The sequence below is a fragment of the Variovorax sp. CCNWLW186 genome (assembly GCF_037203865.1).
Classification (GTDB): domain Bacteria; phylum Pseudomonadota; class Gammaproteobacteria; order Burkholderiales; family Burkholderiaceae_C; genus Variovorax.
The window spans coordinates 33,451-49,508 of record NZ_JBBCBO010000011.1; the positions used below are offsets into that span (position 1 = coordinate 33,451).

The following is a 16,058-nucleotide window of genomic DNA, read 5'->3' on the forward strand; positions in this document are numbered from 1 at the left end:
GGATACTTTTTGCCGACGCCCCTCCAACGCAAAGGACCTCTCCATGCAATACCGCAAGTTCGGCCGCACCGGCCTGTTCGTTTCCGAGCTGTGCCTCGGCACCATGACCTTCGGCGGCGCCAGCGGCATCTGGGGCCACATCGGCAACCTGCAGCAGGCCGAGGCCGAAAGCCTGGTCGGCCGGGCGCTGGATGCTGGCATCAACTTCATCGACACCGCCGACGTGTATTCCGAAGGCCTCTCGGAAACCATGACAGGCCAGGCGCTGAAGAACCTGAAGGTGCCGCGCGACAACGTCGTGGTTGCCACCAAGGTTTTCGGCGAAGCCGGCAAGAGCCCCAATGCGGCCGGCGCCTCGCGCTATCACATCATGGACGGCGTGAAGGCCAGCCTGAAGCGCCTGCAGCTCGACCATATCGACCTGTACCAGATCCATGGCTTCGACCCGGTCACGCCCATCGAGGAAACGGTGCGCGCGCTGGACAACCTGGTGCAGCAAGGCCACGTGCGCTATGTCGGCGTCTCGAACTGGGCCGCCTGGCAGATCATGAAGGCGCTGGGCATTGCCGAGCGCCAGGGCCTCGCGCGCTTCGAATCGCTGCAGGCCTACTACACCATCGCGGGCCGCGACCTGGAGCGCGAGCTGGCGCCCATGCTGCGCAGCGAAAACGTCGGCCTGATGGTCTGGAGCCCGCTGGCGGGCGGCCTGCTCAGCGGCAAGTACGGGCGCAATACCGAAGCCGAAAAAGGCAGCCGCCGCACCACCTTCGACTTTCCGCCGGTGAATGTGGAGCGGGCCTACGACTGCATCGACGCGATGCGCGAACTGGCCGAGGCGCGCAAGGTGTCGGTGGCGCAGATCGCGCTGGCATGGTTGCTGCACCAGCAGGTGGTAACCAGCGTGATCGTGGGCGCCAAGCGCGTCGAGCAGTTGGACGACAACATTGCCGCAACGGGCATCCGGCTCAACGCCGATGAGCTTGCGACGCTCGACAAGGTGAGCGCGCTGCCGTCCGAATACCCGGGCTGGATGCTCGAACGCCAAGGCGGCGCGCGGGCCAAGCGCCTGGCGGAATCAGGCCAGCGCGGCTGAGCGGCTGGCCAGCTCAGGCGAGCGCGGCAGCCCGCCGCGCCGGGTGCGCCCCGGTGGCGCGCAATGCCCGCAGGTCGAGATGCCGCGCGGCATTGGCCGCGGACGCCTCCGCCAGATGCGGCACCACGCCGAGCAAGGGCGCCCCGAGCCGGCCGCGCAAGGTCTGCAGGTTGGCCTCGGGCGCAAGCATTTCCGGTTCGACGATGCTCGCGACCCAGCCTGCCAGCATGAGGCCGCGCGCCCGGATGGCTTCGGCCGTGAGCAGCGCGTGATTCAGGCAGCCCAGGCGCAGCCCGACCACCAGCACCACGGGCAAGCCCAGCGCCACGGCCAGGTCTGCGCTGTCGAGGTCGTCGCCAAAAGGCACGCAGAACCCGCCAACCCCCTCGACCACCACCGCGTCGGCACGCGCCGACAACGCCGCAAAGGCCGAGAGCAGCGGCGGCAATTCGATGCGCACGCCCTCTTCCCGCGCCGCCAGGTGCGGCGACATCGGCGCGCGCAGCAGGTAGGGGCAACGCAGCGCCAGCGGCGCATCGACATTGCCTGCGGCATTCAGCTGCTCGACATCGTCGTTGCGCCACGCACCATCGACCCAATCCAGGCCCGCCGCCACCGGCTTCATTCCGACTGAGCGCAGGCCGGAGTCGGCCAGCAGGCTCAGCATTGCACTGCTGACCAGCGTCTTGCCGACGCCCGTGTCGGTGCCGGTAACGAACCAGCGGCGGGGCGTCATTGGTGCACCTCTGGCTGCTGCGCCAATGCATTGCCCAGTGCATCGACCAGCCGGGCCACATCGGACTCGCTGTGGCTGGCCGAGAGCGTGATCCGCAGGCGCGCGGTGCCGGCGGGCACGGTCGGCGGACGGATCGCACCCACGCGCAGGCCGCGAACATCCAGCTGCGCCATCGTTTCCATTGCACGCGCGTTGCCGCCGACGATCAGCGGCTGGATCGCGGTGGGCGATTCCGGCAGCCACGCGCTGGCGTCGGGAGGCAAGATGGCCCCGAGGCCCCGGCGCAATTGGGCGATGCGTGCCTTCAGGCGCGCCCGGCGCGCATCGCCCTCTTCGCCTTCGATCAGCCTGAGACTTGCAATCAGCGCATGCGCAATGGCCGGCGGTGCAGCGGTGGTGAAGATGTACGGCCGCGCCCGCTGCACCAGGTAGTCGATCACGGTGCGGTGCGCCGCCACGAACGCCCCCGAAACCCCGGCCGCCTTGCCAAGCGTGCCGACGAGCACCAGCCGCTCCGAGCGCAGGCCCTCCGCCTGCAGCACGCCGCGCCCCGTGGCGCCCAGCACGCCGAAGCCGTGCGCGTCGTCCAGCACCAGCCAGGCATCGTGGCGCTCCGCCAGCGCGAGCAGCCCGGCCACCGGCGCAATGTTGCCGTCCATGCTGAAGACCGCATCGCTCACGATGAGCTTGACGGGCGCCTCGCAGGCGCCGAGCTGCGCATCCAGCGCGGCCAGGTCGCAATGCGGATAGCGCTCGACCCGCGCCTTGGCGAGCCGCGCACCGTCGATCAGCGACGCATGGTTGAGAGACTCCGAAAAAATCACCGCCTCGGCGCCGCCCAGCGCCGACAGCACCGCAAGGTTGGCCATATAGCCCGTGCAGAAGAACAGGCTGCGCGCCTCGGGAATGAAGGGCGCCATCCAGTCTCCGAGCCGCTCTTCCAGCTCCGCATGCGCGCGCGAATGGCCAAGCACCAGGTGCGACCCGCCGCTGCCCGTGCCATAGCGTGCCGCGCCTTCGGCCAATGCGGCGGCCAGCGCCGGGTGCGCGGCAAGGCCGAGGTAGTCGTTGCTGCTGAAGCAGAGCATGGCGCGCTGCGCTTGTGCGCCGGCAAGCGTCAGCGTCTGCTCGGGCGCGCAGGCCGTCTCGGCAATCTGCCTGCTGCGGCGCAGTGACTGCGCGTCGAGCACTGCAACCTCGCCCTCGAGGCGCTCAAGCAAGCGCGACATCGCGGCCCCCCTGTTCCGCGCGGCCGGGCACGTCGAGCGCACGCAGCGTGGCCAGCGTTGCATCGACCAGCAGATCGATCTCGCCATCGCCAATCGCATACGGCGGCATCAGGTACACCGTGGCGCCGATCGGCCGCATCAGCAACCCGTTCGCTCGCGCGGCCAGATGGAAGCGCTCGGCAAACCGGGCACCAGGTTCGCGCACGTCGAAGGCCGTGATCATTCCGCGCTGGCGCAGGTGATCGACCGGTATTCCGCGCAGCCCTTCGCGCAACCGGCCGACGAGCCGTTCGGCGCGCGCTCGGTTACGCCGCAGCGCATCCTCTTGCTCGAACAGGTCGAGCGTTGCAATGGCAGCGCGGCAGGCCAGAGCGTTGCCGGTGTACGAATGGGAATGCAGAAAACTGCGCGCCACGTCGTCGTCGACAAAGCCTTCGTAGATCGCATCGCGCGTCATCACCAGCGCCAGCGGCAAGTAGCCGCCGCTGATGCCCTTGGAGAGGCAAAGAAAGTCGGGCCAGATGCCGGCCTGCTCGCACGCGAAGAAGCTGCCGGTGCGCCCGCAACCCACTGCGATCTCGTCGGCGATGAGGTGCACGCCGTAGCGGTCGCACAGCGCGCGCACCAGGCGCAGGTATTCGGGGTCGTGCATGGCCATGCCCGTGGCGCATTGCACCAGCGGCTCGACGATCACGGCGGCAATCGACGCATGGCTTTCGGCCAGCAGTGCCTCCAGTTCGGCGGCGGCGCGCCGTGCCACGTCGGCTGCATCTTCGCCAGGCAGTGCGGCCCGTGCGTCAGGCGAGGCAACAAGGTGCGCGTTCGCGAGCAGCGGCGCATAGGCATCGCGAAACACAGGCACATCGGTCACATGCAGCGCGCCCAGCGTCTCGCCGTGGTAGCCGTTGCGCAGCGCGACAAAGTTGCGCTTGCCGCTGCGGCCCGCGTTGCGCCACGCATGAAAGCTCATCTTCAACGCGATCTCCACCGCCGATGCGCCATCGGAGGCGTAGAAGCAATGGCCGAGCGCATGGCCGGTCAGCGCGGCGAGCCGCTCGGCCAGCTCCACCGCGGGCGCATGCGTGCAGCCCGCGAGCATCACGTGCGAAAGCGTGTCGAGCTGGTCTTTCAGCGCGGCGTTGATGGCCGGGTGCGCGTGGCCGAAGAGATTGACCCACCACGAACTCGTCGCGTCGAGGTAGCGGCGGCCGTCGTGGTCGTAGAGCCAGACGCCCTCGCCCCGCGTGATCGGCAGCGGTGGCACAGCCTCCAGCCGGATGCTCTGCGTGCACGGATGCCACACGTGGCGCCGGCTGCGCTGTTGCCAGCTCGCGTTTTTTGACGGCGCGGGCGTCGGGTGGGTAGCAGTCGTTGGCGGCATCCGCGTAATCCTTTAGGAGCAAGGCGCGGGATCGTATCGACGCAGATCGGCCGCGGCAAACCGCCGGCTCCGATGCGAGATGCTGACGGTTTGAGCGGCGTTGACCGGCGTAGGCTGACGGTTCGAATCAAGCTCGTGCAACACGGCGGCTTCGCGTGCATAGAACGTGCGAAGGGCCGGACGCAAGTTGTCTTGCAGGCGATAGAGATAGTTGCGGAATATCGAGGGTCCGCCGGTGCACGGGTGTCTTTTCTTGTTATCGGACAGGGCGATGGCTGATTTTGAAAATCAGAAAAATTGGGCCCGGCAGCTTGGCGTTTTCAGCCCTTCTTCACCAGCGCCGAGATGTATTCGCGCAGAGAAGTCGCCCCGCGTTCGGATCTTTCCGGCTCTTCCTTGTTATCGAGGGTAAGGCGCGTCATGGCGGCATAAGACCTTGCGCCGGCCTCCGAAAACCCCATCGAACGGAACGCCTGCTCCCACTGGTCGGGCGGCGTCACGACCACCTCGACCGGCCGCCGAAGCGCCTCCGCAAAAGCTCGCGCGACGTCGCCCGGCGAGTAGCGCTCGGGTCCCTCGACATAGTGCGGACCGGAAGACCGGGCCTCGCCCCGCATGAGCTGCGCCGCGAACTCGCCAAGGTCGCGCGGCGCCACCATCGGCAGCGTGAAGTCGGGTGGGTACATGCTGTGCAGCTTGCCTTCGCTGCGCGCAGTTTCCAGCGAGGCGTCCCAGTTGCTCATGTAGTAGGCCGCGCGAATCGCGCTCACGGGCACCGGCTGGGCGGCAAGCGCCTGCTCCATCCGGTAGAGCACATCGAGGTCGCCGATGCGGTCGCCAGGCTGCGCACCGTAAGTCGATTCGGCAACGATCTTCTCGAGCGGCAAGCCTTCGATCGCTTCGAGGATGGAATCCAGGCTCCTTTGCTCCTCTGCAGCGGTGTCGGTCGAAGGCGGCGCGGGCGGGTTGAGCAGGAACAGGCGCTTGCCGCCGGCCACCACGCGCCGCAGCGAAGGCACGTCGAACACGTCGGCCTCAGCGACGGTGGCGCCCCGCCGGTGCAAGGCTTCGGCATGTGCGGCGTCGCGCGTGACCGCGATCACCTTCTGGCCTTGCGCAAGCAGCGCAGAAACCAGCACCGAGCCGACATGCCCGGTCGCGCCAAGGACGATGTGCGTCATGCGTGTGCCTTTCTCCAACGGTTGCAAACCGGAAATGACATGGCTCGAAGCTATTGGCTCGCTGCCGCCGCGAGCGCCCGGCTTGGACGACGCCCGTCGTGGGTCTATTCCCACACAGGCGGCCGCGCGGCGCGCGGAGAAATGCATGTCCACGCATTTTTTCAAGGAGCAATTCATGTCGAAGACGAACCCGAACACCCCCGATGAACGCGGCTCGCTCCCGCCCGATCACAACAAGGCGGGCAACCAGAGCCCCACGCCCCGCAACGAGCCACGCCGCACCGCCGAAAGCCGCCATGACCGCGAAAGCCACGTCGGCAGCAGCAACCAGACCCAGTCGCGGCGGGGCGGCGGCACGCACTGAGGGCGGCCGGCTGAACGCAAACCACACGTCGTCTCGACCGTGTCTCACCGCAACGAAGCCACTGCCGCCCTGAAGGCGCTGAGCATCGCCACCGACGCCTGCCGCGAGTGCCCGCTGGGCGAGCCCGCGACGCAGTCGGTCTTTGGCGAAGGCCCGGTCGGGGCCGTGCTGATGGTGGTGGGCGAGCAGCCGGGCGACAAGGAAGACCTGGTGGGCCGCCCCTTCGTGGGCCCCGCCGGCAAGCTGTTCGACCGCGCCGTGGCCGAGCTCGGCTGGTCGCGCGAGAAGCTCTACGTGACCAATGCGGTGAAGCATTTCAAGTACGAGCTTCGCGGCAAGCGCCGCATCCACAAGACGCCGGGCCAGCGCGAGGCCGAGGCCTGCAGGCACTGGCTCGAAAGCGAGATAGAACTCGTGCAGCCGCGCGCCTTCATTGCCCTGGGCGGCACGGCCGCGCGCTCTTTGCTGGGCCGGCCCGTGGCCGTGATGAAGGAGCGCGGCCAGTGGCAGGAGAATGCCGCCGGCCACCGCGTGCTGGTCACGCTACACCCGTCTGCCCTGCTGCGCGGCGACCCCGAGCAACGAGAGGCCGCGTGGGAAGCCTGGCTCAAGGACCTGCGGGTCGCCTCGGATGTGATGAAGAAAACGGCGGCCACTAAAACTGCCAAGCGTGCCGCCCCCGCGCCCCGGCCGGTGCGCGCCCCGCGACGGACTCGAACGGCAGCCCCTGCCTAAGCCCTGGCCGCGCGAGATGTCATGTGCGCCGCCGCGTGCGCATGGTGATCGAATAGCGCAGCGTCTCGGTGGGCGCAATGGCGTGCTGCCATGCCCAGCGCGCTTCGCCGCGCAGCATGTAGATGGAGCGCGGCTCCATCAGCAGTTCGAGGCTCGCGGGCGCCGTGGCGCTGGCCGGGGGATAAGGCCGCAGCTGCATCACCGCGTCGCCGAGCAGCGAAACACCGACGATGTCTTCAAAGTCGGGCACGTCGCGATGCCAGCCGAGCGGCGTCCCAGGTCGGTATTCGGCCACCAGCATGTGGGCGAAATCCCCGGGCGCCATGCCCATCCATTCGGCCACTCTGGCCCTCAGCGGGTGGAAAACCTCCGGCATGGCGGCGCCGGGCTTCAAGCGATGGTTGGCAAAGTCGTAGCTGCCGCCAAAGCTGATGCCGCGGCGGCGTGCGGTGTATTCCTTGTAGCGCATCTCCCGCAGCTCGAAGCCTTGCACGATGCGCAGCAGCTCCTGTTCCTCGGCGCGCGTGAGAAATTCGTGCTTGTACCGCAGGCCTTCGATCGCGGCCGCCGGCACCTCGCCGAACAGGTCGGGCTCGTCGGCCAGCTGGATGCGCCTAGCGGACCGCATCAAAGCCTCCCCATTCGTCTCTGGCACGCGCCGGGCCGCCCAGTTGCAGTTCCCACCAGGGCGGCAGCAACTGACGGATTTCGGCGCGTGCAAACCGGTCGTCGAGCAGATGCAGCACGCCCCGGTCCTGCTCGGTGCGAATGACCCGGCCGGCCGCCTGCACCACCTTTTGCAGGCCGGGGTAGAGATAGGTGTACTCGTACCCTTTGCCGAAGCGCGCCTGCATGCGCTCGCGCGTGATTTCGTTCAAGGCGTTGTATTGCGGCAGGCCCAGGCTCGCTACAAAGGCGCCGATGAGGCGGCTTCCGGGCAGGTCGATGCCTTCGCCGAATGCGCCGCCGAGCACGGCAAAGCCGATGCCCTGCCCGCCTTCTTCGAAGCGAGCCACAAAGTCGCGCCGCTCGGCCTCGGCCATGCCGCGGGTCTGCGCCCACACCGGCACGCCGGGGTGCCTGGCCAGGAAAGCCGCGCAGGCTTTCTCAAGGTAGTCGAAGCTGCTGAAGAACGCGAGGTAGTTGCCCGGCAGGCGCTCGAACTGGGCGCCGATGATTTCGGCCACGCTGCGCAGCGAACCCGCGCGGTCGCGGAACCGGGTCGACACGTTCATGGCCACTTCCACGCGCAGCTGCCGGCTGCAGAAAGGCGAAGCCACGTCGAGCAAGGCCGTGTCCGCCGGCAGCCCGAGCGCGTCGCGGTAGAACTCGAAAGGCGACAAGGTGCCGGAGAAGCAGGTGACCGATGCGGCATCGGCAAACCGCGGTTCGAGGAACGGTGCGGGCACCAGGTTGCGGATGGCCAGGCTGCGCTGCTGCTGGTCTTGCGAGGGGCCCAGCGTCCGCTCGAAAACCGAATGGTCGCCGAACGATTCAGCCAGCCGGGCGAACTGCAGCGCGTCGAAGAAGAAGCGCTGCAGCGGCCCCTGCAGGGCCTCCGGCGTGGCCGTGAAGTACTCGCCCATGGCCATGGTGGCCGCCTGCAGCGCGCGCGCAAAGCGCTCGGGCACCTCGTCGACAACGTCATACGGCTCGGTCTGCGATTGCTGCACCGTGTCCCACTCGCGGTAGAGCCGGGCGAGCGGGCCGCGCACCGCGGCAGGCGCCGCGCGGTGGGCATCTTCGAGCGCCGGGCCGTCGAGCTGTGCGGTGTACATGCCGCGTGCGCGCTCCAGCAGGTTGTGCGCCTCGTCGACCAGCACGGCCGCGCGCCACTCGGCATCTTTCATGGTGGCAAAGAGAAAGGCGCTGCCGTCGAAGTAGTAGTTGTAGTCGCCCACGATCACGTCGCACCAGTGCGCCATTTCCTGCGCGAGGAAATAGGGGCACACGGTGTGCGCCAGCGCAATGTGCCGCAGCGCCTGCCGGTCGAGCCGTGCGGTGCGCACGGCCTCCTCTCGCGCGGCGGGCAGGCGGTCGTAGAAGCCTTTGGCGAGCGGGCATGAATCGCCGTTGCAGGCCCGGTCGGGGTATTCGCACACCTTCTCGCGCGCGGTGAGCTCGAGCACGCGCACCTGTGCGCAGTCTTTGCCCAGCAAGCGCAGCGCGTCCAGCGCCACGGCGCGGCCGGAGGTCTTGGCGGTAAGAAAGAAGATCTTGTCGATCTTTTGCGCGGCCCGGGCCTTGAGCAGCGGAAAGATGGTGGCCAGCGTCTTGCCGATGCCGGTGGGCGCCTGCGCCATGAGGCAGCGCCCGTTCACGCCGGCGCGGTATACCGCCTCGGCCAGTTCCCGCTGGCCCGCGCGGAACGTGCCGTGCGGAAACTCGAGCCGGCCGAGCGCGCCATCGAGCGCGGCATGGTGGGTCGCTTCGGCCTCGGCCCACGCGCTGTAGCACGCGCACAGGCGCTCGAAATGCGCCTGGAGCTCAGCCCGTTCGTGCTGCTCTTCGAGAACGGTTTCGTCGCCGGTGGCGAGGTCGAGGTACACCAGCGCGACGGTGATGCGCTCGTAGCCATGCATTTCGCACAGCATCCAGCCGTAGGTGCGTGCCTGTGCCCAATGCAGCGCCCGGTGGTTGCCGCGGATGGCGTCGAAGTCGCCGCGGAAGGTCTTGATTTCTTCGACGCGGCGTTCGCGCGGGTCATGCCCGTCGGCACGGCCGCGCACCTTGAGTGCGCCCCAGTGCGAGACCAGCGCCACCTCGCTCTGGTAGCCGTCGCCGCGCCGGCCCTGCACCAGCGCGTGGCCGGCCATGCCCTCGAGCGCGCTGGGCGCGGGCACAAAACGCAGGTCGAGGTCGCCCTCCTTGGCTGCGAAGGCGCACAGCGCCTTGACGGACACCGTGCGCTCGCCGAGCGGATCGATTACCCCGTTCTGCAGCTTGATCGAAGGATTCGCTGTCACTTGGCTGGCACTGTATGAAACAACAGTATAACTGCGAGCCCCAGTTGGCGCACCGCATTTGCCGCACAGGAGCGTCTCGGGGCCTTCTCCGACACAAAGGACCTCGGACTTGGGCAAAACTAGAAAAGTTTTGCTTACAAATCTTGCCCGAATGAAAACTCCGACCGCGATCGACCCCGATGATTTCGACCGCCTGCTGAGCCGCAACCTGAAACTGCCGCTGCTGGGCGGCCTGATCGGCGCACTGGTGTTCGTCGGGCTGATCGTCTTCTTGCTGTCGACCATTGGTGCGGTCGAGCACTCCGACCGCGTCACGCGCAGCGCCAGCGAGCTGCAGCGGCGCAGCATCGACATGGAAACCGGCCTGCGCGGTTTTCTCATTACCGGGGACGAGAGCTTTCTGGAGCCCTACCAAACCGCCCTGCCCAGGATCAAGGGCGACATCGATGCGCTCGGCAAGCTGGTTTCGGACAACCGGCAGCAGCAGGAGCGGCTCGAACGCATCGCCGCGCTCCAGCAGGACTGGAATGAATACGCCCGCGGCCTGATCGCCGTGCGCAAGGGCGGCTCCGATTACCAGCAGGCGGTGCGGCAAGGCCGCGGCAAGCAGCTGAGCGACGCCATGCGGGCGGAGTTTGCCGGCTTCATCGAGACCGAACAGGGCTTGCGTTTCCAGCGCAGCGAACAGGCCAATCGCACGAGTTGGCTGGTGGTGGGCACGTTCCTGCTGTTCACGCTGCTGTTCACCGGCCTGGTGGCGTACTTCGGCCGGCGGCAGCTGGTGCGGCTTTCGAACAGCTACGACGTGGTGCTGCAGGAGCAAGCCGCGCATGCCGAGCGGCTGGCGCAGCAGGCGTGGCTGCGAAGTGCGCAAACCGAGCTGGTGGGCGAACTGGTGGGCGAACTGAGCGCCAACGACCTGGGCCGCAAGGTCCTGGCCTTTTGCTCGCGCCACCTGGGCAGCGCGGTGGGTGCGCTGTACGTTCGCGAGCGGGACGGGTCGCTGCGCCGTGCGGCGAGCTACGGCTTCTCCATGGAGGCCGAAGCTTCGCCGCAAGTGTTTTCGCCCACCCAGAGCCTGCTTGGCCAGGCTGCGGCGGAAAGGCGCCGCATGCTCGTCGAGCCGATACAGGCCGACTACCTGAAGGTCAATTCGGGCCTGGGCGAAATGGCGCCGTCGGCCGTGCTGTTGATGCCGGTGTCGAGCAATGGCGTGGTCAACGGCGTGGTCGAGCTCGGCCTTCCGGCCGCGCCCGATTCGCGCGCCAACGACCTGCTCGACCTGGTGGGCGAAGACATCGGCGATTCGCTGGCCGCGGCCCGCTACCGCGAACAGTTGCAGGACGCGCTGGCCGAAACGCAGCAGCTGAACGAAGAGCTGCAGGTGCAGCAGGAAGAACTGCGCACCGCCAACGAGGAGCTCGAGGAACAGTCGCGCGCGCTGCGGGCTTCGCAGGCCATGCTGGAGAACCAGCAGGCCGAGCTGGAGCAGACCAACAGCCAGCTTTCGGAACGCACCGAGGCGCTGGACCAGCGCAACGCCGCCTTGCGCCGCGTGCAGCGCGACCTGGAAGACCGGGCCGACGAGCTGCAGCGGGCAAGCCGCTACAAGTCGGAGTTTCTGGCGAACATGTCGCACGAGCTGCGCACGCCGCTCAACAGTGCGCTCATCCTGGCCAAGCTGCTTGGCGACAACCCGCAAGGCAACCTGAGCCCCGAGCAGGTGAAGTTCGCCGAATCGATCTATTCGTCGGGCAACGACCTGCTGACGCTCATCAACGACATCCTCGACATCTCGAAGGTCGAGGCGGGCAAGCTGGAGATCGTGGTCGAGAACGTGGCGCTCGACAAACTTGCGCAAAGCCTGGAGAGCACCTTCAAGCCGCTGGCCGGCGAAAAGCGGCTGGCCTTCAGGCTGGAGATGCGCCCGGGCACACCGCCCCTGCTGGTAACCGACCGGCACCGGGTCGAGCAGATCCTGAAGAACCTGCTCTCCAATGCGATCAAGTTCACCGACAGCGGCGAGGTGGCGCTGGTCGTTTCCGCCGCGCCGGACGGCGGCGCGGTCTTCGCGGTTTCCGATTCGGGCATCGGCATTGCACCCGACCAGCAAGCGCTGATCTTCGAAGCCTTTCACCAGGCCGATGGCACGACCAGCCGCCGCTTTGGCGGCACGGGCCTGGGTCTTTCGATTTCGCGCGACCTCACGCGGCTGCTGGGGGGCACGCTCGCGGTGCAAAGCCAGCCCGGCCAAGGCAGCACCTTCACGCTGCAGTTGCCGGCCGTCGCGCCGCAAGGGCTGGAAGCGCCGGCTCCAGCCCCGGTTCCGGCCACACCGCCTGCGGCGCTGGCCCCCTCTTCGACCCTTCCCACCTCTTTCACCGGGCATGCGCTGCCCGCGCCGCCGGCACCCGGGGGCGCCGTGCCGCCACCGCTTTTTGCCGACGACCGCGAGCTGCCGCGCGACCAGGTGCGCCGGGTGCTCGTGATCGAGGACGAGCCGCAGTTCGCGCACATCCTCTACGACCTGGCGCACGAGCTCGGCTACCGCTGCCTGGTGGCGCATGGTGCTGCGGACGGCTTCGAGCTGGCCCAGCAATTCTTGCCCGACGCGATCCTGCTCGACATGCGCCTGCCCGACAGCACCGGGCTGGACGTGCTGCAGCGGCTGAAGGATTCGCCGAAGACGCGCCACATTCCGATTCATGTGGTGTCGGCCGCCGACAACGCGCAGGCCGCCGCGCTGCACATGGGCGCCATCGGCTACGCGCAGAAGCCGGCCACCCGCGCCGAACTGATGCAGGTGTTCGCCCGGCTGGAGGAAAAGCTCACGCAGAAGGTCAAGACCGTGCTGCTGGTCGAAGACGACGCGCTGCAGCGCGAGAGCGTGATACGGCTCATCGGCGACGAAGACATCGAGATCATTGCCGTGGGCTCCGGCGGAGAGGCGCTCGAGCTTCTGCGCAAGCGGGTGTTCGACTGCATGATCACCGACCTGCACCTGCCCGACATGCAGGGCGGCGAGTTGCTCAAGCAGATGGCGGCGGAAGAAATCGTTTCGTTTCCGCCGGTGATCGTCTACACCGGGCGCAATCTCACGCGCGACGAAGAAGCCGAGCTGCAGCGCTATTCACGCTCGATCATCATCAAGGGCGCCCGGTCGCCCGAGCGGCTGCTCGACGAGGTCACGCTGTTCCTGCACAAGGTGGAAGCCGAACTTTCCAGCGAGCGCCAGGGCATGCTCAAGGCCGCGCGCGGGCGCGACCGCATCTTCGAGGGCCGCACCATCCTGCTGGTGGACGACGACGTGCGCAACATCTTCGCGCTGACGAGCGCGCTGGAGCAGCGCGGCGCGGCGGTCGAGATCGGCCGCAACGGCCGCGAAGCGCTCGAGAAGCTCGCCCAGGTGCGCGAGATCGACCTGGTGCTGATGGACGTGATGATGCCGGAGATGGACGGCCTGGAAGCCACGCGCCGCCTGCGCGCCGATCCGCGCTTCGACAAGCTGCCCGTGATTGCAATTACCGCCAAGGCCATGAAGGACGACCGCGAGCAGTGCCTGGCCGCCGGCGCCAGCGACTACCTGGCCAAGCCTGTGGATTTGGAGCGCCTGTTCTCGCTCTTGCGCGTGTGGTTGCCGAAAATGGAGCGGCTGTGACCTCCACCGTCCCGCCCTCGCCGCTGCCGGCCTCCCCGCCCTCCCCGTTGAGCAACACGGAGATCGAGCTGAGGCTGCTGATGGAGGCCATCTACCTCAAGTACAGCTACGACTTCCGCAACTACACCGTGGCGTCGCAAAAGCGGCGCGTGCTGCATGCGCTCGCGCAGCTCGGGCTGCCGAGCATTTCGGCGCTGCAGGAAAAAGTGCTGCGCGACCCGGCGCTGTTCGGCCGGCTGCTCCAGTACCTGACGATTCCCGTGAGCGAGATGTTCCGCGACCCCGCCTACTTTCTTGCGCTGCGCCAGCATGTGGTGCCGATCCTGCACACCTATCCCTCGGTGAAGGTGTGGGTGGCAGGCTGCAGCACCGGCGAAGAAGTGTTTTCGCTCGCCATCCTGCTGCGCGAAGAAGGCCTGCTCTCGCGCACGCAGATCTACGCGACCGACATCAACCCCGCTTCGCTCGAAAAGGCGCGGCAGGGCATCTTTCCGATCGAGGCGGTTCGCGGGTACACGGCCAACTACCAGCGCGCGGGCGGGCGGAGTTCTTTCTCCGACTACTACACGGCCGCCTACGAGGCCGCCCGCTTCGACCCATCGCTGTGCGCCGACGTCATCTTTGCCGACCACAGCCTGGCCACCGACAGCGTGTTTGCCGAGACGCAGCTGGTGTCTTGCCGCAACGTGCTCATCTATTTCAACCGCGAGCTGCAAGACCGCGCGCTGGGCCTCTTTCATGAGTCGCTCTGCCACCGCGGCTTTCTCGGGCTGGGCTCCAAGGAGAGCATCGACTTTTCGAGTTATTCGCAGCGCTTCGATGCGCATTCGAAGCCGGAGCGCATCTACCGCAAGGCCACATGAAGCTGACCGCACCCCCAACCCCGGGCCGGCGTGTCGAGGCCGTGGTGCTCGGCGCATCCGCCGGCGGCATCGAGGCGCTTTTCACGCTGCTGAATGGGCTTCCGGCATCGTGGAAGCTTCCGGTCGTGATCGTGCTGCACGTGCCCGAAAACCACGAAAGCCACCTGGCGCAGATCTTTGCCGATCGCCTGCACCTGCCCGTGCACGAGGCGGCGGACAAGATGCCACTCGCGGCCGGCAATGTGTATTTCGCACCGCCGGGCTATCACCTGTCGATCGAGCGCGATCGGCGCTTTTCGCTCAGCTGCGAGCCGCCGGTGCATTTTTCGCGGCCCTCGATCGACGTGCTGATGAGTTCCGCCGCCGACGCCTACGGCCCCGCGCTCGCCGGCATGCTGCTGACCGGCGCAAACGAAGACGGCGCCGAGGGCCTGCATCGCATTCACCAGGCCGGCGGCATCACCGCCGTTCAGGACCCCAACGAAGCCCAGATTTCCATCATGCCCCAAGCGGCCATTGCCTTGCATTTTCCCGATCACGTGCTGCCCCTGCGCGAGCTCCGCGCATTGCTCTTGCAACTGGAGTCCACCCATGCCCATTGACGTCGAAAGCAAGCTGCTGATCGTCGATGACCTGCCGGAAAACCTTCTTGCGCTCGAAGCCCTGATTCGCGGCCCCGGGCGCGCGGTGTACCGCGCGACCTCGGCCGAGCAGGCGCTTGCGCTGCTGCTCGACCACGAGTTTGCGCTGGCCATTCTCGATGTGCAGATGCCCGGCATGAACGGCTTCGAACTGGCCGAGCTCATGCGCGGCACCGAGCGCACGCGGCACATTCCCATCATCTTCGTGAGCGCGGCGGGCCGCGAACTCAACTACGCCTTTCAGGGCTACGAAAGCGGCGCGGTCGACTTCCTGCACAAGCCGCTCGATCCGCATGCGGTCACGAGCAAGGTCAACGTGTTCGTCGACCTGCACCGCCACCGCAAGGCGCTGGGCCAGGAGATGGAAAAGCTGGCTGCAGCCAACCACAAGCAGGAAGAACTGGTGCAGCAGCTGCGGCATACACAGCGCGAGCTCGAGCGCGCGGTGCAAATGCGCGACGACTTCATGTCGATGGTTTCGCATGAGCTGCGCACGCCGCTCAACACGCTCTACCTCGAAACGCAGTTGCGGCAGCTGCATGTGGCCAAGGGCAACCTGGAGTCCTTTGCCGCGGACCGGCTGCCCGCGATGATCGAACGCGACCAGCGGCAGATACGCAACATGGTGCGGCTGATCGACGACATGCTCGACGTGACGCGCATGCGGCGCGATGCGCTCTCGATACAGCCGAAGCCGGTGGACCTGGCGGCCCTTGCGCGAACCGTGGTGGAGGGCCTGCGCCAGCAGGCCGAGGCCGCCGGCTCGGAGATCGCGCTCGAGGCGCCGCGCGAACTGCGGGGCGTGTGGGACGAGTTCCGCATCGAACAGGTGCTGACCAACCTGCTGACCAACGCACTGCGCTACGGCCGCGGCAAGCCGGTCGAAATGGTGCTCGGCCGGGTTGGCGGCACCGCGCACATCACGGTGCGCGACCAGGGCATCGGCATTGCACCTGAAGACCAGCAACGCATCTTCGAGCAGTTCGAACGCACGGACGACAGCCGCAAGCACGCGTCCGGCCTGGGCCTGGGCCTGTACATCACGCGCAAGATCGTGTGCCTGCACAACGGCCGCATCGAGGTGGAGAGCACGCCGGGCGAAGGGGCGCTGTTCCGGGTCGAACTGCCGCTGGAATCCGTCGCCCGGACTGCGGCGCAAGCGGAAGCGTAGGCGCCTTCCTACTGCACACCTTGCGTTTGACCGGGATACT

The 16,058-nt window shown here is 67.4% G+C and carries 13 protein-coding genes; 7 read left to right on the forward strand and 6 right to left on the reverse strand.

All coding sequences use genetic code 11. The features are described 5' to 3' along the window. Positions 1-43: 43 nt before the first annotated feature. Positions 44-1,093 (forward strand): aldo/keto reductase, encoded by a 1,050-nt coding sequence (locus V9K97_RS15040; protein WP_337318994.1) that lies wholly within the window; start codon positions 44-46, stop codon positions 1,091-1,093. 13 nt (positions 1,094-1,106) lie between these two features. Here V9K97_RS15040 and bioD read toward each other — a convergent pair whose 3' ends face one another. From bioD to V9K97_RS15060, 4 genes are all read right to left on the reverse strand, one after another. After that, positions 1,107-1,829, reverse strand: coding sequence for a dethiobiotin synthase (gene bioD / locus V9K97_RS15045; RefSeq protein ID WP_337318996.1), 723 nt, complete (start codon positions 1,827-1,829; stop codon positions 1,107-1,109). Beyond that, positions 1,826-3,058, reverse strand: a complete 1,233-nt coding sequence (bioF, locus tag V9K97_RS15050) for an 8-amino-7-oxononanoate synthase (RefSeq protein WP_337318998.1) — start codon at positions 3,056-3,058, stop codon at positions 1,826-1,828. Before bioF ends, bioD begins: the two co-directional genes overlap by 4 nt. After that, complete coding sequence (gene bioA / locus V9K97_RS15055; protein WP_337319000.1) at positions 3,042-4,439, reverse strand: adenosylmethionine--8-amino-7-oxononanoate transaminase; 1,398 nt, start codon at positions 4,437-4,439, stop codon at positions 3,042-3,044. Before bioA ends, bioF begins: the two co-directional genes overlap by 17 nt. Positions 4,440-4,759: 320 nt before the next feature. After that, on the reverse strand, positions 4,760-5,620 hold the full coding sequence (locus V9K97_RS15060; protein ID WP_337319002.1) for an NmrA family NAD(P)-binding protein: 861 nt from the start codon (positions 5,618-5,620) through the stop codon (positions 4,760-4,762). 175 nt (positions 5,621-5,795) lie between these two features. Here V9K97_RS15060 and V9K97_RS15065 point away from each other — a divergent pair, with 175 nt between their 5' ends. Continuing rightward, the gene (locus tag V9K97_RS15065; RefSeq protein WP_258506406.1) at positions 5,796-5,984 is read left to right on the forward strand and encodes a hypothetical protein; all 189 of its coding nucleotides are present in this window, start codon (positions 5,796-5,798) and stop codon (positions 5,982-5,984) included. 39 nt (positions 5,985-6,023) lie between these two features. Beyond that, the gene (locus V9K97_RS15070) at positions 6,024-6,719 is read left to right on the forward strand and encodes a UdgX family uracil-DNA binding protein (protein WP_258506407.1); all 696 of its coding nucleotides are present in this window, start codon (positions 6,024-6,026) and stop codon (positions 6,717-6,719) included. Positions 6,720-6,738: 19 nt separating this feature from the next. Here the strand turns inward: V9K97_RS15070 and V9K97_RS15075 are convergent, their stop codons facing one another. Together V9K97_RS15075 and V9K97_RS15080 are read right to left on the reverse strand one after the other, a co-directional pair. After that, the gene (locus tag V9K97_RS15075) at positions 6,739-7,347 is read right to left on the reverse strand and encodes an alpha-ketoglutarate-dependent dioxygenase AlkB (protein WP_337319004.1); all 609 of its coding nucleotides are present in this window, start codon (positions 7,345-7,347) and stop codon (positions 6,739-6,741) included. After that, positions 7,334-9,622: a helicase C-terminal domain-containing protein gene (locus V9K97_RS15080; protein WP_337319147.1), complete on the reverse strand. Its 2,289-nt coding sequence runs from the start codon at positions 9,620-9,622 to the stop codon at positions 7,334-7,336. Before V9K97_RS15080 ends, V9K97_RS15075 begins: the two co-directional genes overlap by 14 nt. 214 nt (positions 9,623-9,836) lie before the next feature. Between V9K97_RS15080 and V9K97_RS15085 the strand changes: the two genes are divergently transcribed. From V9K97_RS15085 to V9K97_RS15100, 4 genes are read left to right on the forward strand one after another with little or no spacing between them, the layout of a single operon-like run. Next, positions 9,837-13,343, forward strand: a complete 3,507-nt coding sequence (locus tag V9K97_RS15085; RefSeq protein WP_337319006.1) for a response regulator — start codon at positions 9,837-9,839, stop codon at positions 13,341-13,343. Then, on the forward strand, positions 13,340-14,206 hold the full coding sequence (locus V9K97_RS15090) for a CheR family methyltransferase (protein ID WP_337319008.1): 867 nt from the start codon (positions 13,340-13,342) through the stop codon (positions 14,204-14,206). The genes V9K97_RS15085 and V9K97_RS15090 overlap by 4 nt, the downstream gene beginning before the upstream one ends. Continuing rightward, positions 14,203-14,808, forward strand: a complete 606-nt coding sequence (locus V9K97_RS15095; RefSeq protein WP_337319010.1) for a chemotaxis protein CheB — start codon at positions 14,203-14,205, stop codon at positions 14,806-14,808. The genes V9K97_RS15090 and V9K97_RS15095 overlap by 4 nt, the downstream gene beginning before the upstream one ends. Further along, positions 14,798-16,018 (forward strand): hybrid sensor histidine kinase/response regulator, encoded by a 1,221-nt coding sequence (locus tag V9K97_RS15100; RefSeq protein ID WP_337319012.1) that lies wholly within the window; start codon positions 14,798-14,800, stop codon positions 16,016-16,018. The genes V9K97_RS15095 and V9K97_RS15100 overlap by 11 nt, the downstream gene beginning before the upstream one ends. The last annotated feature ends 40 nt before the right edge of the window (positions 16,019-16,058 follow it).